This is a genomic window from uncultured Microbacterium sp., assembly GCF_947632095.1.
Classification (GTDB): Bacteria; Actinomycetota; Actinomycetes; order Actinomycetales; family Microbacteriaceae; genus Microbacterium.
Genome location: NZ_CANROA010000032.1, coordinates 1 through 25,206, shown reverse-complemented (window position 1 = coordinate 25,206; position 25,206 = coordinate 1). Strand labels below are relative to the sequence as shown.

The window sequence follows — 25,206 nt, the reverse complement described above, 5'->3', positions numbered from 1 at the left end:
CGCACGATAGAGCCGTTGTTCGTGGGATCGGGAAGCTCGGGGTCGCTCGTGACGGGTCCGTAGGTGACGCCGCCGTCCTCGGAGATCGCGACCTTTCGCATGCGGCCGTTGGCGCTGTCGCGCGAATTGAGCATGACGCGGCCGTCGCTGAGTTCGACGGTCTTGTTCTCGTCCATCGAAGTGCCGACGAATTCGCCGCGCTGCCAGGTCTCGCCGTGATCATCGGAGTAGACCGAGTAGGCCTGGATAACGTCGGATCCATTCGCCTGGCGGACGACGCCGGCGTACTGCTGGATGAGACGCCCGGCGTATTCGCCATAACGCAGCTGGATGCCCTCACCGGAGGTGGCGAACATGCCCTTCACGTCACCGGGGACGACCTGGTAGACGCCGTTGACGGTCTCGCCGTTCGCGGGCTTGGTGACGTTCGTGATGGGGCGGGGTTCACTCCAGGTGACACCTCCGTCGTCGGAGCGCACGACCACCGTGCTCGTCACCTGACGGTCATCGTCGTCGTTGCCCCAGGCGCTGCCGTGGAAGCCCTGGTCCTTGGAGTACACGAAGAACGCGAAGAGGCTGCCGGTCTCGACGTCGTGCACGAAGCTCGGGTCGGAGTAGCCGTACTGGCCGGCGCCGACCTTGCCCTCCGCGATGAACTGCAGCGGGCCCCAGGTCTGGCCGTTGTCGACCGAACGGCGCATGATGATCGAGTTCGGGTTCGGGGAGTCCGCGGCGCTGCCGGGGCGGGCGTCCCACGACGCGACGATGACGCCGTCGCCCAGGTGCGCGAGCGCCGGGATGCGATAGAAGAAGTTCTCGGCGGTGCGATCGGCTGCGATGTTCTGCATGCTGTACGTGCCGGGTGCCGCGGTCGGGTCGGTGAGGTACTCGGGGGCGGTCGCGGCATAGGCGCCGGTCGTCGGGACGACGAGGGCGAGCGCGAGAGCGCCGACGAGACCGAACTTGGCTCCGCGGCTGCGCAGACAGTCGCGCAGGGGGACCTTCGGGGGGTGGTGCATGGACAGGCCTTTCTGCTCGTGCAAGAGAAACCAGACGTCAGACGTCAGATTTCTCAACACCATAGCGAGGACGATGAGCCGACCGCAATAGACTTTTCGGCATCGATCCAGAAACGGAGCACGCCATGCCCGCACCGTCACCGCGCCTGGTGGGCGACGCCGCCGTGCGCGCAGAGATCGCCGGCGCGGTCTGGTCGCTGCAGCCCGCCGAACGCGGTCTCGACGCCAACATCATCGACCTGCCCGCGGGCGATGAGATCGCCCGTCACGACGGCCCCGCGCTCGACGTGCTGATCCTCGTGCTCGATGGCGGCGGAGTGCTCGAGACGGCCGGCGAGCCCATCGACCTGACGCCGGGCGCACTGGCATGGCTCCCGCCGCACTCCCAGCGCCGCTTCATCGCCGGAGCATCGGGCCTGCGCTACTTCTCCGTGCACGCGAGAAAGCCCGGGCTCGCGATCGGCGCCGCCCCCGCACGCGACGCATGAGCCGGATGACCGATTTCACCCTGGCCCTCACGATGTTCGAAGCCGCCCTCATCGAGGCCGGGGTGCCCATGCAGGCCCCCGGCGCAGCGGATGTCCGCCGGGATCCACGTGATCCGCACGTGCGAAGCATCCGCCTCGAACTCGAACAGTGGCTCGACTGGGGAGGGCCGGCACCCGCAGAAGACGGGAGCTACACGCCCGTTTTCGGGAGCTTCCGCAAGCTCGACCATGAGGATTCCGCGCTCCTGCAAGATGCTTTCGATCGCCTTTACTCCGATGGGAACGGTCTCCCCACCCCCTGGAACGAGCAGGTTCTGAACTCTGCACCGCGAGGTTCGCTAGCGCCGATCGCCTCCGAATCCCAGCGTTCGATCCTGCTCGACCTCAGGAGCGGCAGGGTGCTCGCACAAGGGCACTGGGACCACGACAGGTTCCGTGTTCTCGCCCCGAGCATGGCTGAGCTGCTCACCGGCTGGACCGACCTGGTCACCAACGACATGACCTACAACAGCGGCACCCGAACATGGATCCCCCGCCGCACGGACAGCATCTGGAACGAAGGGCGCCTCCGCATCGGCGGGTTCGTGTGACCCCCGCCCCCTCCGAGGCGCGTGCGCACAACCGCGTGGACACGCCCCGCACTTCATGGAAGTATCAGACATCTGATGTCTAAGCCGCTGCACACCTCCACGACACCGAACCTCTCCGATGCTCCGCGACCCCGCATCGCCGCGCCTCTCATCGACGGCTGGCGCACGATCGCCGACGCGCTCCCCGCCGCCGTCACGACGCGCGAGGAGATGCTCGTCTACCGGGCGACCGCGGTCGAGCGCTCCACGACCCTCGAGGCGATCCGCCAGGCACACAACCTGGTCACCGAGGACCTCTCCCCCGATGTCACGGTCTTCCGCTCCCCCGGCGTCGAATCACGCCTACGGGTGGTCTTCTTCCACGGCGGCGGGCTCATCGCCGGCAGCCGCCTCGACGGAGCCGATGTGCTCGCCCGTCATGCCGCCGCCCTGCAGCTGGAGGTCTGGTCGGCCGAGTACCCGCTCGTTCCCGAGACCCCGCACGACCGCATCGTCGAGCACCTCGTCGGCGTCGTCGAGCAGGCTGCCGTAGATGGCCTCCCGGTCGTCATCGCCGGCCAGAGCGCGGGCGGCGGGCTCGCGGCATCCGTGGCACTGGAGTGCCGCGATCGCGGCATCCCCTTCGCAGGCTCCCTGCTGATCTGCCCCATGCTCGACCGGCGCGACACCGTCTCGGCCGCGCAGTTCGCCGAGGACCCATCCTGGAGCCGGGCCTCCAACGAATCCTGCTGGGGGGCGGCCCTGAGCGGGTCCGCATCGACGCCCCCGGGCGAGCGCACCGACCTGCACGGCCTTCCGCCGACGTTCCTCGACGTCGGCTCCGCCGAGATCTTCCGCGATTCGGTCACCGGCTTCGCCGGAGCCCTGTGGGCTGCCGGAAACCAGGCCGAGCTGCACGTGTGGTCGGGGGCCTTCCACGCCTCGGACTGCGTGGTCGAGGACGCCGTCGTCTCCGAAGAGGCGCACCGCGCTCACGAGCGCTGGCTGCGCCGCCTCATCGACGACGCGCTCTGAGCCACCGAACGGCCTCTGCGGCGCCCTGAGGCGCCGCAGAGGCCTGTTCAGCCCCGCTGGACGACGGCGAGGTTGCGCTCGACGGTGGCGAGGGCGGCAGCGGCGGTCTCGTCATCCGGACGGCGCGCGACCTTCAGACCCAGCCAGGGGACGTCGCCGGCGGCGGCGATCGCCGCCGCGACATGCGCGTCATCGAGGATCGATTCGGATGCCGGGTATGTCGACGCGATCGGCAGATGCGCGTCGATCCACGGGTATCCGTACGGCGTCGAGGTCGCCGCGGCGCCCGACAGCGCCATGCCCAGCAGATGCCCCGACTCGGCCGCCTGAGCGATCTGCTCGGTCACGGCATCCGCATCTCGCAGCTCGATCGCCGAACGGCCCCAGTTGATCCAGACGCCCACGGGCGCCGCCGAGCTCTCGATCGCGGCGATCTCGTCGGCCAGCGACAGGAAGCCCTTCTCGGCCATCTGCCCCTCGATGTGAGCATCGCAGTGCTCGATCGCCAGGCGTGCGCCCGACCAGTCGATCTCCGCGATCTCATCGAGAGAGCGGGCCAGGGCCTCAGTGGAACCGGTCGCGCGGGGCGCCGTGTGCAGGGTGACGACGGCCGTGTGCGCGGCGCTCTCGCCCTCGATGCGGGTGACATCCGCGGCGACGCGGCGCAGGTCGTCGATCGCGGCGCGGCGGCCGTCCTCATCGGTGGAGGCGATGCCGTAATCCTCGGATGCCGCGAGCCGGCCCATCACGAACGGGATCGGCGTCACAGCCAGCGGCACGGCCGGAACGTTCTCGAGGAACCACGCGTCGTCGAACTTGTGGATGCCGCCCAGCCACGGGATCTCGAGACCCGCGACCCCCTCCAGCGCACAGATCGCCGGGAGCAGCTCGCCCTCGAGAACCGGATCCCAGTTCACGAACGCAGGCGAGACCGGATAGGCGCTGACGAGGATCGGAGCGGTCATTCTGCGCCCGCCTCCTTCACCGCCGCGGCGAACCACGACGTGATGGTCGACGGATGCGTGATGGCAGTACCGACGCACACCGTGAATGCGCCGGCGTCAATGGCGGCGCCGGCGTGCGCCGGAGTATGGATGCGCCCCTCGGCGCAGATGGGCTTGGTGCACTGCTCGGCGATCAGACCGATCAGTTCGAGGTCGGGGCCGTCCGTCTTCGGACGCTCACCGGAGTAGCCCGACAGCGTCGTGCCGAGGATGTCGGCACCCGCGGCCTCGGCCATGACGGCATCCTCGAGGGATCCGCAGTCGGCCATGATCAGGGCGTCGCGCCCCGTCTCAGCGAAATGGGCGCGCAGGCCCGCGATCGTTTCGGCGAGCGTGCGCCCATCCGGCCGCGGGCGACGCGTGCCGTCGATCGCGACGATATCGGCGCCGGCATCCGCCACGGCGATGGCGTGCTCGAGCGTCGGCGTGATGAACACGTCATCCTCGCCGTCCTTCCACAGGCCCACGATCGGCACCGGCAGCTCGGCCACCGCACGGATATCGGCGATGCCCTGCACGCGGATCGCCGAAGCGCCGCCGACGATCGCCGCCTGGGCGATCTGGGCCATCGTGTTCGGGTCGCGCATCGCCTCGCCGGGATAGGCCTGGCAGGAGACGGTCAGGCCGCCGCGCAGGCGCTCGAGGGTGTCGGTGAATCGCATCAGTTTCTCCAAGCGGCCGCTGCGGCTCCGCGCAACGGGGCGTCATCGCCGAGCGTGCCGGCGAGGATCGGGGTGTTCTGCAGGGCGTCGATGGCCTCGGCGCGGAAGGCGGCGAGCATGGGCCCCCACCAGGCGTCGCCGATATTCGGCACGCCACCGGTGACAACGACGCGCTCCGGGTCGAGCAGGGTCGCGGCCCCGGCGATCGCCCGGCCGACGGATGCCGCCGAGTCGGCGATCGCACGCGCCGCGATCGGATCTTCGGCGGCGCGGGCCGCCACCCCGCGGGCGTTGACGACCGCGGGGTCGCCGCCGAGCGAGACGAAGTGGTTGTAGAGGCCGATGCCGCTGCCGATCGCCTCGAGGTGCCCCATGCGGTCGCAGGGGCAGCGCAGGTGCTCGGCACCGGGAACCGGCATGTGGGCGATCTCGCCGCCGACGTGGTGCGCACCGCGCAGCGGCTGGCCGCCCAGCACGATGCCCGCGCCGACACCCGTGCCGACCGCGACGATCAGGGCGCTGGATGCTCCGGCCGCCGCGCCGTGGGTGAACTCGCCGAACGCATGCGCGTCGACGTCGTTCTGCACGGCGATGGGCGCTCCGGCGGGCAGGCTGTCGCCGAGGCCCTCGCGCACGAGGTCGGCGACGCGGGTGCCCGGCCAGTCGGCGAACGTGTCGGTGGCCGAGACGATCATGCCGCGAGTGGTGTCGACGACACCGGCCGTGCCGATCCCGACGCCCACGAGGCGGGTGTCGGGATCGGCAGCGGCGAGCAGCTGCTCGGCCAGGTCGATGACGGTGCGGATGACCGCTGCCGCGCCCTCCGCCGCCGGAGTCGGCGCCACCAGGGTGGCCAGGGGCACGTCGTTGCGATCAGCCAGTGCCGCCGCGGTCTTCGTGCCGCCGATGTCGACGGCGAGGACGACCTCGGCCATCAGGCGGTTGCGACGGGGAGGAGGTCCATACCGGCGAGGATCCCGCGGACCTTCTGCACGGTCTCGTCATCCAGCGGGGTGACGGTCGCGGCCAGCGTCGCGTGATCGATGAGACCGCGGGCGTGCATAGCTGCCTTGAAGGCGCCGACGCCCGTCGCGTCGCCGGACAGGCCGGTGGGCTGGAAGACGATCTCGAACATGCGGTTGATGCGCTCCTGCTCGGCGCGCGCAGCATCCCAGTCGCCGCGGGCCGCGGCGTCGAAGAGGCGCACGTAGCCCTCGGCCTCGACGTTCGCGACACCGGGGACGACGCCATCGGCGCCGGCCAGCAGCATCGCGTCGACGACCATCTCGTGACCGGTCAGCAGCTGCAGCGGACGACCCGCGGCCTCGTTGGCCGCCAGCAGACGACGGAATCCGACGTCATCGCCCGAGGAGTCCTTGACGCCGTGAACGACGCCCTCCTTGCCGAGCTGGATGAGCAGGTCGATGCCGAGCTTCGAGTGCACGCGAACCGGCACGTCGTACGCCCACAGGGGTGCGTCGATCGCGGCGGCGATGGTGCGGAAGTGATCGGCGATCTCGGACTGCGAGTTCAGCGTGTACAGCGGCGCGGTCGTGACGATCGCGTCTGCACCCGCCTCCACCAGGCGCTGCGCGAGGTGCGCGGTGCGCGCCGCCGTCAGCTCGATCGCGCCGGCGATGACCGGGACACGCCCCTCGGCGGTCGCGACGATGGTGCGCAGCACCTCGACGCGCTGGTCGTCCGTCAGGTAGGCCGTCTCGCCGGTCGAGCCCAGGGCGAACAGGCCGGAGCAGCCGGCGGAGATCAGGTAGTCGACGAGGCGCTCCAGCGAAGCGAAGTCGATCGAGTGATCGGGCAGCATCGGGGTCGCGACGGGCGGGATGACACCGGTGAAGGTGATGGGTGCAGACATGATTTTCCGGTCGTTTCGGTAGTGCGGTATCAGTGGTTGAGTTCGAGCAGCGAGGGCGCGGCGCCCAGCAGCGTTCGGGTGTAGTCGTTCGACGGGTTGTCGAAGACCTGTGCGGCATCGCCGAACTCGACGACGCGCCCCTTGTTCATGACCGCGATCTCGTCGGACAGGTAGCGCACGGTCTGGATGTCATGCGAGATGAACACCATTCCGAGCCCCAGCTGGTCCTTGAGATCGGTGAGCAGGTTGAGGATCTGTGCGCGGACCGACACGTCGAGCGCACTGGTCGGCTCATCCGCGACGATGACCTGCGGGTCGAGCACGAGCGCACGGGCGATAGCGACGCGCTGGCGCTGGCCGCCCGAGAGCTGGCTGGGCAGGGCATCCAGAGCGGATGCCGGGAGCCCGACGAGTCCGATGAGATCGCGCACCTTGCGGTCGCGCGATGCCGGAGTGCCGAGGCGGTGCACCTGCATCGGGTCGATCAGCGCATCGCGCACCGTCATGCGGGCGTTGAGCGCCGTCGCGGGGTCCTGGAACACGACCGAGAGGATGCGTCCCAGGCGCTTGCGCACCGACGGGGTGAAGGAGCGCACGGTCTCGCCGCCGAAGACGACCTGACCGCTCGTGGGCTTCTCGAGCCCGATGAGCACCTTCGCCGAGGTCGACTTCCCCGATCCGGACTCGCCGACGATCCCGAGCGTCTGCCCGCGCTTGACGGTGAGCGAGACGCCCGCGAGGGCATCCACGTAGTTGCGCTGGAAGATCGTCGAGGTGCGCGTCTTGTAACGCACGTGGACGTCCTTCAGTTCGATGACGGCTTCGCTCATCGTCCCGCTCCGATCGCTTCGACGGGCGCATCCTCGGGATGCGCGGAGTAGCTGTGTTCGGTGCCGGGGATGAGCCGGCGCTCGGGGGTGACGCCCGCGTAGCGCGCGGGGTCGGAGGAACGCGGCCCGAACCGGTCGCCGGCGGGGAAGTCCCGCGGCGACGGGACGACGCCCGTGACCTGGTGCAGACGGTCGGATCCGGCCTCGATCGAGAGGACGGCGCCGAGCAGACCCTGCGTGTACTCATGGACCGGCTGCGTCAGCACCTCGCGGGTGGTGCCCTGCTCGACCACCTGACCCGCGTACATCACGGTGATGCGGTGGGTGAGCTCGGCGACGAGCGCGAGGTCGTGCGAGACGAACACCATCGCGAAGCCGAGCTCCTGCTGCAGGCGCATGAGCAGATCGACGACCTGCTTCTGCACCGTCACGTCGAGTGCCGTGGTCGGCTCGTCGGCGATGACCAGGCGCGGGTCGCGGGTCAGGGCCATGGCGATCAGCACGCGCTGGCGCTGGCCTCCCGAGAGCTCGTGCGGATACGACGCGAGCGTGCGCTGCGGGTCGAGGCCGACGAGTTCGAGGAGTTCCTCCGCGGTGCGGGTGCCGCCGCGCGAGGTGAGCTGCTTCATCTGCGAACGGATGAGCATGGCCGGGTTCAGAGAGCTGAGCGCGTCCTGGTAGATCATCGCGATGTCGTGGCCGCGCAGCGCGTTGCGCTCCTTGGCATCCATCTGCAGCAGATCCTTGCCGTCGAACATGATCTTGCCGCGCACATCGGCCTTGGCATCCAGCAGACCCATGATCGCGAGCGAGGTGATCGACTTTCCACAGCCGGACTCGCCGACCAGCGACATCGTCTCGCCGGGGCGAACGGTGAAGCTGACGTGGTCGACCACGTCGACGTCGCCGTGGCGCGGGAACGAGATGCACAGATCCTGAACCTCGAGCAGCGGGGCGTCGTCGCCGGTGTAGACCAGGCGGTCGGTGCGGGCCAGCTCCGTCTCGCGCAGCTGCTCCAGGCGCTCCGCGAGCGGGATGACGTTGGTCTGGGGCACGAGAACCTCGGGCACTGCTTCCCCGACCTGGTCGGGGACCGTGAGGTTGACGGCCGTGTCGACCGTGCGGATGACATTCGTGTCGTCCTGCGCGCCGGCCACGCCCTCGAGCTCGGAGGTGGACTCCTCGGTGTTCGCCGCATCCGCCGTGATCTTGCGGGCGCGCGGCGAGACCATCGCGTCGGTCATGCCCTCGGAGAGGATGTTCAGGCACAGCACCGTGATCATGATCAGGATGCCGGGGAAGAACGTCGCCCACCAGGCGCCGGCCATCAGCAGGCTACGGCCGGCGGCGATCACGTTGCCCCAGCTGGGCTCGGGGTCCGGGACACCGGCCTGCAGGAACGACAGCGACGCCTCGAAGACGATCGCATCGGCGACGAGGATCGTCGCGAACACGAGCACCGGAGCGGCGGCGTTGCGGGCCACGTGCTTGATGATGATGCGCGGCGTGCGAGCACCCATGACACGGACGGAGGAGACGTAGTCCTCGCCGTACTGGTCCATGATGTTGGCACGCACGATGCGCGTCAGCTGCGGCACGTACAGGAACGCGATCGTCAGCACGAGCACCGGCAGCGACTTGCCGAACACGGCCACGAAGACCGCGGCCAGCGCGATGCCGGGGAACGACATGATGACGTCCATGATGCGCATGAGGATCTCGGCGATCCACTTGGGCGCCGTGGCGGCGATCGTTCCCAGCACGCAGGCGACGGCGAGGGCCACGAGCGTGGCGCCGAGACCGATCACCAGCGAGTAACGGGCTCCGTAGACGAGGCGCGAGAAGATGTCGCGACCCTGACGGTCGGTGCCGAACCAGTGGTCGGCGCTGGGCGCCTGCACCGGCGCGCCCGAGGCGAGCGGGTCGTATCCCGTGACGACCGGCGCGAAGATCGCAGCGAGCGCGATGATCGCGAGGATCACCATGCAGATGATCGAGCCGAGGGACAGGCCGCCGAGACGGAGGCCGGGAACGGAGAGCCGTTCAGTGAGTTTGCGTCGCATGAGTGTCACACCGCCCGGATTCGGGGATTGATGAGGACGTACAGGAGGTCGACGATGATGTTGATGATCACGAAGGCCAGTGCGACGGCGAGCGTCACACCCTGAACGAGGTTGGGTTCGTTGTTGGTCACGCCGTTGAGGATCAGCGTTCCCATGCCCGGGATCGCGAAGATGATCTCGATGACCACCGCGCCGCCGATGAGGTAGCCGATTCGCAGACCGAGAACCGTGACGGGCGTGATGAGGGCGTTGCGCAGCACGTTGCGTCCGACGACGACGACGCGCGGGATGCCGGCGCCGAGGGCCGTGCGCACGTAGTCCTTGTCGAGCTCCTCGACCATCGAGGTGCGCACGACGCGGGAGAGCTGGCCGATGACCGGGACGGCGAGAGCAAGAGCGGGAAGCGTCATGCGGGCGACCCAGCCGGAGGGGTCAGACCAGAAGTCGGGCAGGGGTCCGGATGCCGGAAGCACGCCGAGTCCGAGCGTGAACGCCTGGATCAGCAGGATCGCGAGCCAGAACGACGGGGTCGACAGGGCCGCGACGCCGAAGAAGCGGATGACCTGGTCGGGCCAGCGATCGCGGTAGACGGCTGCGAGAACGCCGATGAGGAACGCCGCGATGACGGCGATGAACAGGCCGAAGAAGGTCAACGACAGTGTGACCGGGAATGCCCGGCCGACTTCGTCGATGACCGGAAGGCTGCGGGCCGAGTAGGTGCCGAGGTTTCCCTGCACCATGCCCAGCAGGAAGTTGATGTAGCGGACGAACAGGGGAAGGTTCAGTCCATTGGCCTCACGGTAGGCCTCGAGGGCCGCGGGTGAAGCGGTCTCACCGAGCGCGTTGCGCGCCGGGTCGACGGGCGAGAAGGACATCACGAAGAAGACCAGGAATGTGATGCCGAGGATCATCAGCGGCAGCTGCAGGAGCCGTGTGCCGATGAGGCGGAGCGTGTTGGACACGAGCCGATCCTTCCGGGGGTCTGGGGGGAGAAGTGCGGGGGTGCGCCAGGACGCACCCCCGCTTGTGCCGCAGTATTCGGGTTACTTGGCGGCGACGCCGACGCCGAGGAACGACAGTCCGGTGGTCGGGACCGGCTTGAAGTCGATCAGTTCCTCCGGGTTCCAGGCGGTGGGCAGCTGACGGTGGAACAGCGGGTAGAGGCTGACCTGCTCCGAGAGGAGGTCGAATGCCTGACCCCACGTCTCGGCCTGTTCGGCGTCTTCCTGCTGTGCACCGGCGGTGAGGAGTGCGTCGAACTCGGCGAACTCAGGGGTGCTGGCCCACTGCGTGCGCGTCTCAGTCCAGACGCCCGGCGCGTACCACCAGTTCATGAGGAGGTCGGGGTCGTTTCCGAAGACCGAGGGGTCACCGGGAGCGACTGCGACGGTGTAGTTGCCCGAGTCGACGCGCTCGTACATCGCGGCCGACTGGAGGATCTCCAGGTTGACCTTGATGCCGACGGCATCCAGCGACTCCTTGATGAGCGGTGCGACTTCCTTGACCCAGCCCGTGTCGGTGGTCAGCAGGTCGATCGAGAGGTCGGTGACGCCGGCCTCTTCGAGGAGCGACTTCGCCTTGTCGACGTCGTAGCTGTAGACCGTGGAGGCCTCCTGGTAGTCCGGGTGGTCCGCGGGCAGGAAGGAGGTGGCAGCCTCGGCGTTGCCGAGCATGCCGGTCTCGATCACCTTGTCGGTGTCGAGCGCGTACATGACCGCCTGACGGACGCGGACGTCGTCGAAGGGTGCGGCCTGCGTGTTGAACATCGAGAAGAGCAGACCGAAGGACTGCACGCTCTCGACCTCGACGCCCGGCGTGTTGGCCAGCGTGTCGACATCGATGTAGGGGACGTCCTCCATCGCCTGGATGGTGCCGGTCGACATCGCGGTGACGCGAGCGGATGCATCGGCGAGGAGGTTCCAGTTCATGCCGGCGGCAAGGGCCGGGCGGGGACCGTTGTAGTCCTCGTAGCGCTCGAACACGACCTTGTCCTCGGGCGTGGCCGAGACGAGGGAGTACGGGCCGGTGCCGACGGGGTTCGCGCCGAATGCCTCGGCGTCAGCCTCGACGAGGGCCTTCGGGACGATCTTGACGATGCCCAGGCGGTCCTCGGTCAGCGAGAACGGGAAGTCCGTCGTGATCTGGATCGTGTCCTCATCGACGGCCGTGACCGTGTCGATGAAGTCGATGTAGCTGGTGAACAGCGAGTTGTTCGCCGGGTCGAGAACGCGCTCGTAGCTGTAGATGACGTCCTCGACGGTGACCGGGTCGCCGTTCTGGAACGTCGCGCCTTCGCGCAGGTCGATCTCGTAGGTCGTGTCATCGACCTTCGTGGGGAAGTCCGCCGCGAGAGCCGGGTAGAGCTCGCGGGTGGCGGGGTCGAGGTCGATGAGACCCTCGAAGATGTGCCAGTTGGCGGCGACCGTGACGGCGCCGGAGGCGATCATCGGGTCGAAGCTACCGCTGAGAGCGTACGAGATGCCTGCCTCGATCGTGGCATCCGGGTCGATCTCGCCGCTCGCTGCGCCGTTGTTGTCGGTCGTGGCTCCTGCGCCGCAACCTGCCAGAACGATCGCAGCGGCAGCCGTGCCGGCGATCGCGAGGGCGAATCGACCCCCGCGCCTGGGGGTGATGTTTCGGTTCATGTGAACTCCTGTGTGGTGGGAGATGACATCTTGAGGACATCTGATGTCTGACATACGATAATCATATGTCGGTTCGAAACACAAGAGTGAGATGATCGGCAGAATCCACGACAGCCACGAGAGGGTGCATCCATGAGCTCCACCACGAGTCGTGCGTCGCGCATGCGACGATCCACGACAGCGAGTCAGATCAAGCAGCTCATCCTGTCCCGCAACCTGTCCCCCGGCGACCCGCTGCCCACCGAGGCCGAACTGTGCGAGACGCTCGACGTCTCCCGGTCGTCGGTGCGCGAGGCGATCCGCACGCTCTCCACGCTCGACATCGTCACCGTGCGCCACGGCCACGGCACATTCGTCGGGGAGATGTCCCTCGCCCCCATGGTCGAAACCCTCGTCTTCCGCGGCGTGATCAACCCCGAGGGCTCGCTCGATGCGCTCCGCGAGGTCGTCGAGGTGCGCCTCGCCCTCGACCTCTCCATGGCGGAGCGCGTGGTCGAGGCATCCAGCGGCGCCGACTACTCCGAGCTCGACGAGATGGTCGACGCCATGGTCGAGAAGGCATCGCGCGGCGCCCACTTCCTCGAAGAGGACCGCCATTTCCACACGACCCTGTTCGAGGCCACCGGCAACCACCTCGCCGGCCAGCTCGTCGGCGCGTTCTGGGACGTGCACACGGCCGTCCTCCCCCAGCTCGACATCGATCAGCCCGAAGACATCCACCACACCGCGAAGGCGCACGGCGACATGATCGCCGCCGCCCGAGCAGGCGATGTCGAGGCCTACCGACAGGCCGTCATCGAGCACTATCGGCCGCTGCAGCGGGTCCTTGCCGAGAGCCGCTGATCGCCTCGGCGATCGGGGTGCCATACGGTGGCATCATGGCTGCGAATCCGATCACCGATGCCCTGGTCCTCGTCACCGGCGCCGCGCGCGGCATGGGCGAGCTGTACGCGCGCCGTGCCGTCTCCGCCGGCGCACGCGCCGTCGCACTCTGGGACATCGATGAGGATGCCGCGACGGCCCTCGCCGCCGACCTCGCTCGATCCGGCGTCGGCGTGCGCGCCTACCGCGTCGACGTCTCGCGCCAGGAGGACATCGTCGCCGGCCTCGAGCGCGTGCGCACCGACTTCGGATCCCCCGACATCGTGATCAACAACGCCGGCATCGTGCGCGGCGCCCCCTTCTGGGAGCACGACCCCGTGCGCGACATCGAAGGCACCATGCGCGTCAATACGCTGGCCGCGATGTGGCTGACCCGCGAGGTGCTGCCCGACATGATCGCCGACGCCTCGCGCCCCAAGCGCATCCTGAACATCGCCTCCGCCGCGGGAACGCTCGCGAATCCGAACATGAGCGTGTACGCGGCATCCAAGTGGGCCATGATCGGCTGGAGCGAATCCGTGCGCCTGGAGCTCGCCGCCCACGACTACCGACACATCGCCGTGACGACCTTCTGCCCGAGCTACATCTCCACCGGCATGTTCGAGGGCGCCCGCGGTCCGCTGCTGACCCCGATCATGACCCCGCGCCGCGCGACGAAGGCGGCGTGGAACGGGATGCTGCGCGGCACCCCCATGGTGCTGCGGCCCTGGACGGTCAAGCTGTCGATGGCGCTGCGCGGCGTGCTCCCCACGCGCGCCTGGGATGTCGTCGCCGACCGGGTCTTCCACGTGTACTCGTCGATGGATGAGTTCACCGGACGCAAGTAGTCTTGCTTCTCTGAACTCTCCCGGCCCTGAGGAGGACGCATGTCCGTTGGTCTGCTCGCCGTCGTCGATGACATCCTCAGCGCCGCGCTGAAGGCATCCGCGAAATCCGCCGGCGTCGTGATCGACGACGCCGCCGTCACCCCGCAGTACGTGCAGGGCATCTCCCCCGCACGAGAACTGCCGGTCGTCGCGAAGATCACCCTCGGCTCGCTGGTCAACAAGTTCGTCATCATCATCCCGATCGCCCTGCTGCTGACCGCATTCGCCCCCGCGGTTCTGCCGTTCCTGCTGATCATCGGCGGTACCTACCTGTGCTTCGAGGGCGCCGAGAAGGTGCTCGAATGGTTCGGCCTCCACCACGGCCACGAGGAGGGCGGCGCGCGCAACGAGAACAAACTCGTCTTCGGAGCGATCCGCACCGACCTGATCCTGTCGACCGAGATCATGCTCATCTCGCTGTCGAACCTCGACGAGGGGCTCAGCATGGGCCAGACGCTCGCCGTGCTCGCCGTCATCGCCCTGCTCATGACCTTCATCGTCTACGGCGCCGTCGCCCTGCTCGTGAAGATCGACGACATCGGCCTGAAGATGGCGAAGAACGAATCGAAGCGGGTCCGGCACACCGGCGCACGGATCGTTCGCTCGATGCCCGCGGTGTTCCGTGTGATCAGCGTCGTCGGCACCGTCGCGATGCTCTGGGTCGGAGGGCACCTGCTGCTCGCGAACCTCGGCGAGGTCGGGCTGGTGCTCTTCAGCGACATGCTGCACGGCGTCCACGATGCGCTGGCCCCCGCCGGCGCCGTCATCGCCTGGATTGGCGAGACGATCGTATCCGCGATCGCCGGGCTCGCGGTCGGGCTCGTCGTGGTCGGTGTCGTGCTGCTCATCGGACGGATGATCGGCAAGCGCCCGAGCTTCACCGAGGGCGGCGAGTCCCCCGCGAAGGTCGCGGCCCACTGAGCGGGTCCGGCGGAGCCCACCGGGCTGCAGGAGTAGCATTGCCCGTGAACACACACGTGCTCCGGGGTCGGTGAAATTCCGAACCGGCGGTCATAGTCCGCGACCCGAGGCCCTCACGGGCCGAGGTTGAACCGGTGGAACTCCGGTACCGACAGTCACAGTCTGGATGGGAGAAGCACGAGTGACCCGTGCGCGGCGACGCGCATGGCGTCCTCTTCCCTCGGCAGCTACGACCGAGAGGAGAGAACTTGGAATTTCTGCGTTTCATCGTCGACGCCTTCAATTCGCACTGGGTGCTCCCGGGCGGGCAGAGCCTGCTGATCCGCGAGGTGGTCGGCAACGTCTTCGGCCTGCTGAGCGCGCTCGGCGGCATGCGCCGGAAGGTGTGGGCGTGGCCGGTGGGCATCATCGGCAACCTTCTGCTGTTGACGGTGTTCCTCGGCACGATCCTGAATCCGGATCATTCGCTGCCGAACCTGCTCGGCCAGGCGGGGCGTCAGGTGATGTTCATCGCTGTCGCTGTTTACGGCTGGCGGCGGTGGCGTCAGGCGCGCGATGACAGCGGGCAGGTGAGTCCGCGGTGGGCGCCGAACGGTGCCCGGATCGGCCTGGTCGTCGTGCTGGTGGCGGGGACGGTCGCCCTCACTCCCCTGTTCCGGGTGCTCGGCTCATACGAGCCGGTGTGGGCGGATGCCTGGACCTTCGTCGGTTCGCTGCTGGCGACGTACGGCATGGCGAGGGGCTGGACGGAGTTCTGGCTGATCTGGATCGCGGTCGATGTCGTCGGCGTCCCGCTGCTGTTCAGCGCCGGCTACTACGCGACCGGTTTCATGTACGTCTTCTACGGCGTGTTCACGGCGATCGGTTTCGTCGTGTGGTGGCGGGCGCAGGCGGGCGCCAAGCCGACGATCGACACGATCATGCCGGATCCTCGGATTTCTTCGTCAGACGAACGATGAGTCGGATGCCGCGGCTGCGCGCCGCGGCATCCGACTCATCAGGCGACCGCTGTCTCAGGCTGCGGCAACCGGTTCAGCCGCGTCCGCTTCGATGACGGCGGCGGTTGCTTTTGCGCGTCGGATCGCGGGGCCGGCGAACCAGAGGGCGAGACCGGCGATCACCCAGATGGAGAGGGTGAGCGCGGCCGCTCCCCCACCCGCCCCGCCGAAGTAGGCGAGCGAGCGCACGAGGGTTCCGGCTGCTCCCGGGGGAAGGAGCTGTCCGATCAGGCCGACGCCGGCCGGCAGCCACTGGGCACCGGTGGAGATGCCGGCGAAGGGGTTGCCGACGAACATCATCAGCATCGCGGCGATCGTGAAGCCCTTGCCGCCGAAGCATTCGAAGAGGCCGGCGAGGGGCAGGGCGAGGGCTGCGATGCCGAGGGCGACGCCGCCGGCGACGGGCACGATGGCGCTGGTGGCGATGCTGCCGAATATGAAGGCGAGCACGCCTGCGACGATGAGCCCTCCGACGGCGGAGAAGCCGAGCAGGCCGCTGAGGATCCAGGCGCGACGGCCGGGGAGCAGTGAGCGGAAGGCGACTGCGGGGACGATGCCGCCGAAGACGAGCGGGAAGGCGAGGCCGCCGATGCCGACGCCGCTGGGGTCCGCGTCGGGCAGCGGCACGACGTCAGTGACCTGGGCCTCGACGCCGAGGTTCGCGGCGATCGCCGTTCCGGTGGCGGAGATCGTGGCCGAGACTGCGGTCGATCCGGCGCTGGCGGTCAGCACCTGCATCCCAGAGGCGTCGATGACGAAGCCGCCGGAGACCTCGCGCTCCTCGATGGCCCGGGCGAGGTCGTCGGCCGAGCCGTAGGAGGCGAGGTCGAAGGCGTCGGGGGCTTCGGCTGTGAGGGTCTGCTCGATGGTGTCGGTCGTCTGCTGCTCGGCGACGATGCCGAGCGCGACGTCGCGGGCGCCGGAGTGCAGCGACGGGAGGATGAACAGCGACAGCAGTCCGATGAGGATGGCCGAGAGCCCGATGATGAGCCCGCCCCAGAGAAAACCGGGGTGGAGGCGGGGTTTCGGTGCGCTCGTGTCGGACATCGCGTGGACCCTTCATAGTGGAGGACTTACCTCCACTTACTATACGGATGATTTTCCTCCGGTTTAAGATGGTTGTCAACCCGAGACGAGGAGAACGCGTGCGAGCAGATGCCCTGCGGCGACGAGAGACGATCGTGACGACGGCCCGCAAGCTGTTCGCCGAACACGGCGACGGGCTCGCCCTCGAGACGATCGCCGCGCACAGCGGTGTCGGCATCGCGACCCTCTACCGAAACTTCCCCTCCCGGGAGGAACTCGCCCACGCCGTCGCCATCGACATCGTCGACGAGATCTGCCGAGCGGTGGATGCTGCGCACGATGCCCGCGCGGCCGATGCCGCCGCAGCCTGGTCCGCCCTGGTGCACGCCCTCGTCGAGATGGACCTCGGCGCCCTCACGGATGCCGTCGGGTCATCGCAGGGCGATGCGGCAGAGCTACGCACGATTCAGAGCCGTGCCATCAGCGCACTCGACGGGTTGCTCTCCGACCTGCACACGGCCGGCATCGTGCACGAGCGGGTCGATGCGCTCGGCACGATCGTCGCCGTTGCGACCGTCACCCGCCCGCAGCCCGACGCGATCCGCCGCGCCGCGCCGTCCGTGCAGCAGAACCTCGTCGACGCCTTCCTCGCCTGGAGCCGCCCCGCGCGCTGAACCGGCGCCGACAGGCCCGCAGACGGGCGAGAATGGTCAGTGATGTTCGACAGTCCGCTCTCCGCCTCCGCCTACGAGGTGCTCGGCGTCGACCCCTCCGCCACCGATGACGAGATCAAGCGGGCCTTCCGCCTGCGTCTGCGCCAGACGCACCCGGACGCCGGGGGCGATGCCGCCGACTTCATCCGCGTGCAACGGGCGTGGGAGCTCGTCGGAACCGCCGAGGCGCGTGCCGTGTACGACCGCGGGCACGGGTTCGGCGCAGCATCCGATGAACCCGCCTGGGATGGCTGGCAGCCGCCCCGACCGCCGGCAGATACCCGGCCGCGGGCCCGCTCCTACGGCCATCCGGGAGGATGGCGACGCGAGCGCTATCTGACGCTGATGCGAGAGTGGGCCGGCCACGGCGTCGAGCTCGCCGATCCCTATGACCCGGCGCTCGTGCGCTCGGCGCCCCGCGAGGTGCGGCGCCTGCTCGCCGACGCTCTCGCCGAAGAGTCCACCGCCCGCACGATCTCCGACCTCGGCATGGGATTCACCGTCTGGCACGACGTCGCCGCCGGTACCGGCGGACGGGCCAACGACCCCGCGAAGATCGACCACGTCGTGCTGAGCCCCTCGGGCCTGTACGGCGTCATGTCGGAGGACTTCGACGAGGTCGTGCGCTTCCGGCGCGGCGAGATCATCGGCAAGGCGGTCGACGCCTCCCCCGTCTCCGACCTGCTCTCCCGCATGCGCGTCATCGCGAAAGCGGCACGGGTGAAGTTCGGCGGGGCGATCGTCGTGCTCCCCGATGACGACCTCGATCAGGCCATCACCGAACTCGGTCGTGTGAAGGGCCTGCCCGTCGTCGTGGTGCGCCGCAGCGCCCTGTCGACCGTGCTGCGCCGGGGAGTTCCGGGCGCGCGCGACATCGGCGGTAATGAGCTCTTCGACGTGCGCACGCGCCTGCAGCAGACCGTGCGGTTCGTGTGAGGGCTTCGACCGGTCGCATCCTCAAGCGCATCGAGACGCGCGCCACGGATACCGGGTTCTCCCTCGACGAGCGCCAGATCGAGCTCGTGCGCGCTCTCGCGCACGCCGTGCGCACCGATACGAGCCTGTTCGTGCACGGCCCCGCCGGACGCGGCAAGTCGTGGGTCACGAATGCGTTCTTCGACGCGGTTCCGACGTCGCGCAAGACCCGGGTGCACTTCCACGGCTTCCTCGCGGAGCTGCATCGCAGCATCCATCGGCGGCGCACCGCGCCGGACCGCGACGAGAACGAGGATGCCGTCGCCCAGGCAATCGCGGATGCCGTCGGCGATTCCCGCCTGCTGTTCTTCGACGAGTTCCATGTGCACGACGCTGGCGACGCACGCCTTCTGACTCTCCTGCTCGCGCACGTCTTCTCGCGCGGCGTCTCGGTCATCATCACCTCGAACTATGCGCCCGCCGACCTCCTGCCCGACCCGCTCTGGCACCACCTGTTCGAGGACGGCATCGCCCTGATCACCGAGAACATGGCGACGTTCGAACTCGCGGGCGCCACCGACTATCGCGGGGTTGCGCAGCCTGCGCCGCGCGGCTTCGCCTCCGGCGCGTGGACGACGGTCGAGCCGGTGGATGCCCCGGCCGCCGACGCCACGGAGACCTCCATCGTCAACGGGCGCGATTTCGCCGTGCGCGCGGTCCGCGACGATGTCCTGTGGGTCACGTTCGCGCAGCTCTGCGAAATCCCGACGGCCACGATCGAATACCTGGAGTGGGCGGCGCGGCATCCGCACTGGGTCATCACCGACCTGCCCGTCTTCGCCGACGCCGACCCGCAGGCCCAGCAGCGCTTCATCAACGTCGTCGACGTGCTCGCCGACCTCGACGTGCCGACGACGTTCGTGTCTCAGCATCCGCTCGACGACTTCCTCGCCGGCACGAACCGGCGCCCCGACGCGTTCCGTATGGTGAGCCGGCTGCAGCTCGTCCGGCGGTGACGCCGGCCGGCTCGGCCCCTCCCCTGCCCCGACACTTGTCTGCCGAAATGACGGATGTCGGGCCATTCGGCCGATCTGCACCGACATCTGTCTTCTGGACTGACAGGTGTCGGGGCCTCCGGGGCCCGGAGCCCGCGGGATAGCATCGAAGGGTGACTGAACACATCGAAGACGTCTCGATCGGCGGCGAGATGATCCGCCTCGGCCAGTTCCTGAAGTTCTCGGGGCTGCTCGATTCCGGCGGTGACGCCAAGGAGGTCATCATCGATGGCTTCGTGTCGGTCAACGGCGAGGACGAGCGCCGCCGGGGTCGCCAGCTGCACGACGGCGACGTCGTCGCGTTCGAGGGCCGCAGCGCCCGCGTGAAGCCGTGACCGGCCGCTGGCGCGCGGCCGGCGCGTTGTTCGGCGCCCTGGCCCTTATCGCCGTCACCGGATGCTCCGCAGAACCCGGCGTGACGCCCACAGGTGATGTGACCGAGGTCACCGTGACCGTGCAGGGCATGCACTTCATCCCCGATGTCATCGAGGTGCCCGCCGGCGACGAGCTCGTCATCACGTTCGAGAACACCGGCACCGACATGCATGATCTCGTGCTCGCGACGGGTCTCGAGACCGGGCACCTCGCTCCGGGCGAGAGCCATGTGATGGAGGTCGGTGTCATATCCGCCGACATCGACGGCTGGTGCTCGGTCGGCAACCACCGCGCCATGGGCATGGAGCTCACGGTTCAGGTCATCGAGTAGGCGCAGGCCCGCGCGCCGGAGTGCTTCATCGAGAAGCCGACCGGACGCACGAGCAGGCTCGGGTCAGTTGAAGTCCCCGCCCGGGGCCATGTCGGCGAAGCGCGAGTAGTGGCCCTGGAACGCGACCTGGATGGTGGCGGTCGGACCGTTACGGTGCTTGGCGACGATGAGGTCGGCCTCGCCCGGGCGCACGTCCTTGTCGTAGACGGAATCGCGGTGCAGCAGGATGACCATGTCGGCATCCTGCTCGATCGAGCCGGACTCTCGCAGGTCGCTCACCTGGGGTTTCTTGTCAGTACGCTGCTCCGAACCACGGTTCAGCTGGCTGAGCGCGATCACGGGCACCTGGAGCTCCTTGGCGAGCAGCTTCAGGGCACGGGAGAACTCCGAGACCTCCTGCTGACGAGACTCGACGCGCTTACCGCTCGTCATGAGCTGCAGGTAGTCGATGATGACCATCTTCAGGCCCGAACGCTGCTTGAGGCGGCGGCACTTCGCGCGGATCTCGACGAGCGTCATGTTCGGGCTGTCGTCGATGTACAGCGGGGCGTCGTTGATGCGGCCGCGGGTCGCGGCGACCGTGGTCCAGTCGCGTGGGTCGAGGGTTCCCTTGCGCATGTTCTGCAGGGGGATGGCGCCCTCGGCGCTCAGCAGACGCATGGCGATCTCGCTGCGACCCATTTCGAGCGAGAAGAACACCGACGGCATGTCGTTGCCGATCGATGCCGCACGCGCGAAGTCGAGAGCGAGCGTCGAGTTGTGCGTGGGCACCATCGAGGCGCCCGCGAGATACAGGTGATCGACATTGTCGACCTGAACGCAGCGAACAGGAACGCTGTCGATCGGACGAATCGCCTTCACGAAGCGGCGGCCGATGCGCACCTCGTTGACCGGCCGCTCAGCGGCATGCAGCGCGCGCTTGCGCTCAAGACGGAAGACATCATCAACCGTCGAGAAGTTCAGGATGTAGCAGGTCGACGACTCTTCGTTGCGACCCGCGACCCGCTTGGTCGTACGTCCGCACTTGTAGCCGAGGCTGACGATGAGTTCGTACACCGAGTCGGCGAGGCGCTTGCTGGTCACCGCGAACTGGCAGGAGCCGACACCGCGCACAACGGTGCCATCGGTGTCCATGAGGCCGGCGAGCAGGGCACGCCGCTGAGCGACGGATGCCCGCAAATAGTCGGCTGGGATGTGCTTGTCGCCGAGTACGCCGGCGCTGCGCAGAAGCGCCGTGAACGAACCATGGCCGCGGTGGCAGCTCGCGCAGCGCTGCGCCTCACCGGAGAACCCCTCACCGCATTCGGGGCAGGTCAGTCGCTCGGGGTGAGCGCCCTTGTTCTTCGGGCCGCAGGTACGCCCGCATGTGCGCACGTGCGGGTGGCGGGCGATGAACTCCGCACCGCAGACCTCGCAGTCACGGGTGAGCACCGTGCGTGCGGGCAGCTTGACGGCGTAGAGCATTCCGCCACGCGACTCGACCCGCAGGCCCTCCTGCGCGATGTACGACGGGATCTCATCAGTCTCACTCGTGAGTCGCGCACCATCGGAATGCCCGTCGCCGAGCCACGCACCCAGCGCATAGGGCGGGACCGGTAGCTGTGCATCGGCCGTCCGCAGTGCACCGGCATTGCGGATCGAATGGTTGGCACGCTCGTCAGAACCGACGGTGAGCGTCGCGAGCATCTGCTCGGTGGTGACCGTGACGGATCCGCCAGCCGATGAACGGCGCGTGGCCCGGGTTTCCGTCACCCACTGGTGCTCGGCATCCGCGATGATCGTCGTGCCATCCGAGAACTCGATCTCGTAGCAGGGGCGACCCGTCATGACCTCGGTCGCGGCCACCACGCGGGTCGGTCGACCGTCTGCGTCGAAGAGCTCGTCACCGACCGCGACCTCACCCATCGTGGTCCAGCCGGTCGGCGTCGCCAGGGGGGTGTCGAGCGCGAGCGCCTTACCCATGGCAGGTCGCGCTGCGACGACGATCATCTGACCGCCGTGCAGGCCGTTGGTGAGCTCGTCGAGCTCTTTGAAGCCCGTCGGCACACCCGTCATCGATCCGTCGCGACCGCTGGCGGCCTCGATCTCCTCGAGGGCTGCGTCGACGGCGATCGTCAGGGGCACGTAGTCTTCGACGGCGTCATTGCCGGTGATCGCGTAGATCTCGGCCTGCGCGTTGTTGACGAGGTCGGTGGCGTCGCCCTGGCCGTCGTAGCCGATCTGGACGATGCGGGTTCCAGCATCGACGAGGCGGCGCAGGATCGCCCGCTCGGAGACGATGCCGGCATAGTAGCCGGCGTTCGCGGCGGTCGGCACGATCGAGGTGAGCGTGTGCAGATAGTCGGCACCGCCCGCACGCCCGAGCTCGCCCGTCTTGATGAGCTCGTCGGTGACGGCGACGACATCGGTGGGCTCTCCGTGCGAGTAGAGCGACAGGATCGCCTCGAAGATGAGCTCGTGCTTGGGGATATAGAAGTCGGCGCCCTTGAGCGACTCGATCACATCGGCGACGGCATCCTTCGACAGGAGCATGCCACCCAGGGCGCTCTGCTCGGCGAGGAGGTCATGCGGCGGAGTCCGCTCGGGCTTGCGCTGACCGCCGAGGCGTTCCTCTGAGATGTCGGCAATCGACACGGTGCTCCTTCCGGTGCAATGAATGCTGATCCGGCACGGGGATGCCCTCCCCTGTGCCGTGCGATGGTGACGTTCTTCGCGGTTGCGCCCAGCAAACCACGCACCACAGACATCGCGTCGCTCTCTCACGCTACGAGCGGGTCCCCACCCCCGCAAACCAGCCTGTGGATAACTCTGTGGAGAGGGTGCGGAAAACCATGGAGTGTCTGTGTAGAACAGGTGTGGATAACCCTGTGGCATCAGAAAATTAGTAATGTAGATATCGCTCCTGACCTGGGCTTTTGATTCTTCACACCCTGTGGATGGTTAACGACTTCAATGTGAGATTGAAGGTTTGCCCACCTGTGGGTAACGCGGCTGACCTGGGGAGAAGTCAAGTCTTGACTTTTGGGGTCGCTTTCCCGTTTGATGCTCGCCCGCACGGTCAAAAAAGGAGGGCTCAGCACACAGAAAGCCCCCCGCCCCGAAGGGCGGAGGGCTTCTGACAGGCGTCGCGGAATTACTTCGCGGCGACGACCTGGAGGGTGATGACGGCGACGAGGTCGTCGTGCACGCGCACGGTGGCCTCGTGGATGCCGGTCGACTTGATCGGCGAGGTGATGGTCACCTTGCGCTTGTCGATCTTGCCGAGACCTGCAGCCTCGACGGCGTCTGCGATGTGGTCGGTCTTGACCGAACCGAACAGACGGCCGCCGTTGCCGGCCTTGACCGTGAGGCGGACCTTGACGTCCTCGATGGACGTCTTGAGAGCCAGTGCCTCTTCGCGGTCGTGGATCGCACGGGCCTTGCGGGCCGCCTGGATCGACTCGACCTGCTTGGCGCCACCACGGGTCCACGCCGTAGCGAAGCCCTGGGGGATGAGGTAGTTGCGGGCGTACCCGTTCTTGACCTCGACAACGTCACCGGCGCTTCCGAGCCCGGAAACTTCGTTCGTGAGAATCAGCTTTGCCATTATCGGTACCCCTTAGCGGCCAGCGCCGGCGTAGGGCAGGAGTGCCATCTCGCGTGCGTTCTTGATCGCCTTGGCGATCAGACGCTGCTCCTGAACCGAGACTCCGGTGATACGACGGGCGCGGATCTTCCCGCGCTCCGAGATGAACTTGCGAAGCGTGGCGACGTCCTTGTAGTCAATGACGCCAACCCGGATCGACTTCGCGGGAGCGGTGGGCTTGCCACCCTTCCGCGGCTTGCGGCGGTCGCCGCTCGACTTTCCAGCCATGGTTTTTCCTTATGAATGAGCGGATGCTGTCGCATCCAGAAGTTGTTTAGAAAGGCGTGTCGTCGCCGAAGCTGCCCGGAGTGCTCCAGGCATCAGCGCTGGTCGACGAACCGGGCGTGGACCACGGCTCCTCCGACACCTGCTGCTGCGGCTGCTGCGCGGGACGCTGCCCACCGCCGCCACCGGCTCCGCCGGATGCTGCGCGCGTGACCTGTGCGGTCGCGTAGCGCAGCGACGGGCCGATCTCGTCGATCTCGAGCTCGATGGCCGTGCGGTTGTTGCCCTCACGGTCCTGGTAGGAGCGCTGACGCAGACGGCCCTGCGCGACAACACGCATGCCCTTCGTCAGAGAACCCGCCACGTGCTCGGCGAACTCGCGCCACACGGACGCACGGAGGAACAGCGCTTCGCCGTCCTTCCACTCGTTCGCCTGACGGTCGAAGGTTCGCGGGGTCGATGCGATGGTGAAGTTCGCCACCGGCAGCCCGTTCTGCGTGTAACGCAGTTCGGGGTCGGCCGTGAGGTTTCCCACCACGGTGATGACGGTTTCGCCTGCCATGAGTCTTAGGCCTTCGCAGCCTTGGCGGCCTTGCGGGCAGCCTTCTCCTCGGAGCGCTTGGCCTCCGAAGCGATCATGGCCTGTGCCTCTTCGGCGCGCAGGACCTTGGTGCGCATGATCTGCTCGTTCAGCTTCAGCTGGCGGTCGAGCTCGGCAGTGGCCTCGCTCGTCGCGGTGAAGTTGACGACGGCGTAGAGGCCCTCGGTCTTCTTCTGGATCTCGTATGCAAGACGGCGCTTGCCCCAGACGTCGACGTTGTCGATCGAGCCACCATCGTTGGTGATGACCTTCAGGAACTTGTCGAGCGTGGGTGCGACCTGGCGCTCGTCGATCTCAGGGTTCAGAATGACCATGAGTTCGTACTGGTGCGTCACTTACCCACCTCCTTCGGACTTAACGGCTTCCGGGACTTTCCCGGGAGCAGGAGGGTGTGTGCACGTGCCTGCTCTCTCACCGCCGGATGCGGATCGATAGGCAGACAACCACAACAGTCTACCGGAAAAGGCGGGCGTGTCGCGACGCTC

General features: G+C 67.9%; 27 protein-coding genes and 1 riboswitch. Of the genes, 12 read left to right on the top strand and 15 right to left on the bottom strand.

The genetic code is table 11. The annotated features are described in order from the left end of the window. A partial coding sequence (locus tag Q0Z66_RS09075; protein ID WP_298040386.1) for a sialidase family protein occupies nucleotides 1-1,019 on the bottom strand: 1,019 nt, incomplete at its 3' end. A 125-nt stretch (nucleotides 1,020-1,144) separates the two neighbouring features. Between Q0Z66_RS09075 and Q0Z66_RS09070 the strand changes: the two genes are divergently transcribed. From Q0Z66_RS09070 to Q0Z66_RS09060, 3 genes are all read left to right on the top strand, one after another. Further along, nucleotides 1,145-1,507: an AraC family ligand binding domain-containing protein gene (locus tag Q0Z66_RS09070; RefSeq protein WP_298040383.1), complete on the top strand. Its 363-nt coding sequence runs from the start codon at nucleotides 1,145-1,147 to the stop codon at nucleotides 1,505-1,507. Between the two features lie 5 nt (nucleotides 1,508-1,512). Then, nucleotides 1,513-2,097 carry a hypothetical protein gene (locus tag Q0Z66_RS09065; protein WP_298040382.1) on the top strand — a complete coding sequence of 195 codons (585 nt, stop codon included), beginning with the start codon at nucleotides 1,513-1,515 and terminating at the stop codon, nucleotides 2,095-2,097. 75 nt (nucleotides 2,098-2,172) lie between these two features. Then, nucleotides 2,173-3,111: an alpha/beta hydrolase fold domain-containing protein gene (locus Q0Z66_RS09060; protein ID WP_298040380.1), complete on the top strand. Its 939-nt coding sequence runs from the start codon at nucleotides 2,173-2,175 to the stop codon at nucleotides 3,109-3,111. Nucleotides 3,112-3,158: 47 nt separating this feature from the next. Here the strand turns inward: Q0Z66_RS09060 and Q0Z66_RS09055 are convergent, their stop codons facing one another. From Q0Z66_RS09055 to Q0Z66_RS09020, 8 genes are all read right to left on the bottom strand, one after another. Then, nucleotides 3,159-4,076 (bottom strand): DUF4862 family protein, encoded by a 918-nt coding sequence (locus tag Q0Z66_RS09055; RefSeq protein ID WP_298040378.1) that lies wholly within the window; start codon nucleotides 4,074-4,076, stop codon nucleotides 3,159-3,161. After that, nucleotides 4,073-4,777: an N-acetylmannosamine-6-phosphate 2-epimerase gene (locus Q0Z66_RS09050; protein WP_298040375.1), complete on the bottom strand. Its 705-nt coding sequence runs from the start codon at nucleotides 4,775-4,777 to the stop codon at nucleotides 4,073-4,075. The genes Q0Z66_RS09055 and Q0Z66_RS09050 overlap by 4 nt, the downstream gene beginning before the upstream one ends. Further along, nucleotides 4,777-5,712 (bottom strand): ROK family protein, encoded by a 936-nt coding sequence (locus tag Q0Z66_RS09045; protein ID WP_298040371.1) that lies wholly within the window; start codon nucleotides 5,710-5,712, stop codon nucleotides 4,777-4,779. The genes Q0Z66_RS09050 and Q0Z66_RS09045 overlap by 1 nt, the downstream gene beginning before the upstream one ends. After that, nucleotides 5,712-6,650 (bottom strand): dihydrodipicolinate synthase family protein, encoded by a 939-nt coding sequence (locus Q0Z66_RS09040; RefSeq protein ID WP_298040368.1) that lies wholly within the window; start codon nucleotides 6,648-6,650, stop codon nucleotides 5,712-5,714. The genes Q0Z66_RS09045 and Q0Z66_RS09040 overlap by 1 nt, the downstream gene beginning before the upstream one ends. A gap of 29 nt (nucleotides 6,651-6,679) precedes the next feature. Then, nucleotides 6,680-7,480: an ATP-binding cassette domain-containing protein gene (locus Q0Z66_RS09035; RefSeq protein ID WP_298040366.1), complete on the bottom strand. Its 801-nt coding sequence runs from the start codon at nucleotides 7,478-7,480 to the stop codon at nucleotides 6,680-6,682. Beyond that, nucleotides 7,477-9,543: a dipeptide/oligopeptide/nickel ABC transporter permease/ATP-binding protein gene (locus Q0Z66_RS09030; protein ID WP_298040364.1), complete on the bottom strand. Its 2,067-nt coding sequence runs from the start codon at nucleotides 9,541-9,543 to the stop codon at nucleotides 7,477-7,479. Before Q0Z66_RS09030 ends, Q0Z66_RS09035 begins: the two co-directional genes overlap by 4 nt. Nucleotides 9,544-9,548: 5 nt before the next feature. After that, nucleotides 9,549-10,505 carry an ABC transporter permease gene (locus Q0Z66_RS09025; RefSeq protein WP_298040362.1) on the bottom strand — a complete coding sequence of 319 codons (957 nt, stop codon included), beginning with the start codon at nucleotides 10,503-10,505 and terminating at the stop codon, nucleotides 9,549-9,551. Between the two features lie 81 nt (nucleotides 10,506-10,586). Further along, nucleotides 10,587-12,188: an ABC transporter substrate-binding protein gene (locus tag Q0Z66_RS09020; RefSeq protein ID WP_298040360.1), complete on the bottom strand. Its 1,602-nt coding sequence runs from the start codon at nucleotides 12,186-12,188 to the stop codon at nucleotides 10,587-10,589. 132 nt (nucleotides 12,189-12,320) lie between these two features. Here Q0Z66_RS09020 and Q0Z66_RS09015 point away from each other — a divergent pair, with 132 nt between their 5' ends. The 4 genes from Q0Z66_RS09015 to pnuC all read left to right on the top strand — a co-directional run bounded on the left by Q0Z66_RS09015 (nucleotide 12,321) and on the right by pnuC (nucleotide 15,816). After that, nucleotides 12,321-13,031, top strand: coding sequence for a FadR/GntR family transcriptional regulator (locus Q0Z66_RS09015; protein WP_298040358.1), 711 nt, complete (start codon nucleotides 12,321-12,323; stop codon nucleotides 13,029-13,031). 35 nt (nucleotides 13,032-13,066) lie between these two features. Beyond that, nucleotides 13,067-13,897 (top strand): SDR family NAD(P)-dependent oxidoreductase, encoded by an 831-nt coding sequence (locus tag Q0Z66_RS09010; RefSeq protein ID WP_298040356.1) that lies wholly within the window; start codon nucleotides 13,067-13,069, stop codon nucleotides 13,895-13,897. A gap of 39 nt (nucleotides 13,898-13,936) precedes the next feature. Next, nucleotides 13,937-14,857 (top strand): DUF808 family protein, encoded by a 921-nt coding sequence (locus Q0Z66_RS09005; RefSeq protein ID WP_298040354.1) that lies wholly within the window; start codon nucleotides 13,937-13,939, stop codon nucleotides 14,855-14,857. Nucleotides 14,858-14,910: 53 nt separating this feature from the next. Beyond that, a riboswitch (FMN riboswitch) is annotated at nucleotides 14,911-15,039 on the top strand. Between the two features lie 66 nt (nucleotides 15,040-15,105). After that, a complete protein-coding gene (pnuC, locus tag Q0Z66_RS09000) occupies nucleotides 15,106-15,816 on the top strand; it encodes a nicotinamide riboside transporter PnuC (RefSeq protein ID WP_298040352.1) in 711 nt (236 codons plus the stop codon). Between the two features lie 54 nt (nucleotides 15,817-15,870). Here pnuC and Q0Z66_RS08995 read toward each other — a convergent pair whose 3' ends face one another. Next, nucleotides 15,871-16,902, bottom strand: a complete 1,032-nt coding sequence (locus Q0Z66_RS08995; protein WP_298040350.1) for a hypothetical protein — start codon at nucleotides 16,900-16,902, stop codon at nucleotides 15,871-15,873. A gap of 98 nt (nucleotides 16,903-17,000) precedes the next feature. On the opposite strand from Q0Z66_RS08995, the gene Q0Z66_RS08990 reads away from it, so the two are divergent. From Q0Z66_RS08990 to Q0Z66_RS08970, 5 genes are all read left to right on the top strand, one after another. Then, entirely contained in the window at nucleotides 17,001-17,555 is a 555-nt protein-coding gene (locus Q0Z66_RS08990; RefSeq protein ID WP_298040348.1) for a helix-turn-helix domain-containing protein, read from the top strand. 42 nt (nucleotides 17,556-17,597) lie between these two features. Continuing rightward, nucleotides 17,598-18,530 (top strand): J domain-containing protein, encoded by a 933-nt coding sequence (locus Q0Z66_RS08985; RefSeq protein ID WP_298040346.1) that lies wholly within the window; start codon nucleotides 17,598-17,600, stop codon nucleotides 18,528-18,530. Beyond that, nucleotides 18,527-19,525: a cell division protein ZapE gene (gene zapE / locus Q0Z66_RS08980; protein WP_298040345.1), complete on the top strand. Its 999-nt coding sequence runs from the start codon at nucleotides 18,527-18,529 to the stop codon at nucleotides 19,523-19,525. Before Q0Z66_RS08985 ends, zapE begins: the two co-directional genes overlap by 4 nt. Before the next feature lie 152 nt (nucleotides 19,526-19,677). Further along, entirely contained in the window at nucleotides 19,678-19,899 is a 222-nt protein-coding gene (locus Q0Z66_RS08975; protein ID WP_298040344.1) for an RNA-binding S4 domain-containing protein, read from the top strand. Further along, a complete protein-coding gene (locus tag Q0Z66_RS08970; protein ID WP_298040343.1) occupies nucleotides 19,896-20,270 on the top strand; it encodes a cupredoxin domain-containing protein in 375 nt (124 codons plus the stop codon). The genes Q0Z66_RS08975 and Q0Z66_RS08970 overlap by 4 nt, the downstream gene beginning before the upstream one ends. Before the next feature lie 63 nt (nucleotides 20,271-20,333). Here the strand turns inward: Q0Z66_RS08970 and dnaB are convergent, their stop codons facing one another. The 5 genes from dnaB to rpsF form a co-directional block, all read right to left on the bottom strand. Continuing rightward, a complete protein-coding gene (gene dnaB / locus Q0Z66_RS08965) occupies nucleotides 20,334-23,144 on the bottom strand; it encodes a replicative DNA helicase (protein WP_366938982.1) in 2,811 nt (936 codons plus the stop codon). Nucleotides 23,145-23,403: 259 nt separating this feature from the next. After that, nucleotides 23,404-23,856 (bottom strand): 50S ribosomal protein L9, encoded by a 453-nt coding sequence (gene rplI / locus Q0Z66_RS08960; RefSeq protein WP_298040341.1) that lies wholly within the window; start codon nucleotides 23,854-23,856, stop codon nucleotides 23,404-23,406. 12 nt (nucleotides 23,857-23,868) lie between these two features. Further along, on the bottom strand, nucleotides 23,869-24,123 hold the full coding sequence (gene rpsR / locus Q0Z66_RS08955) for a 30S ribosomal protein S18 (RefSeq protein WP_071641238.1): 255 nt from the start codon (nucleotides 24,121-24,123) through the stop codon (nucleotides 23,869-23,871). A 46-nt stretch (nucleotides 24,124-24,169) separates the two neighbouring features. Next, a complete protein-coding gene (locus Q0Z66_RS08950) occupies nucleotides 24,170-24,682 on the bottom strand; it encodes a single-stranded DNA-binding protein (protein WP_298040340.1) in 513 nt (170 codons plus the stop codon). Between the two features lie 5 nt (nucleotides 24,683-24,687). After that, nucleotides 24,688-25,056, bottom strand: coding sequence for a 30S ribosomal protein S6 (gene rpsF / locus Q0Z66_RS08945; protein WP_298040339.1), 369 nt, complete (start codon nucleotides 25,054-25,056; stop codon nucleotides 24,688-24,690). Nucleotides 25,057-25,206 lie beyond the last annotated feature (150 nt).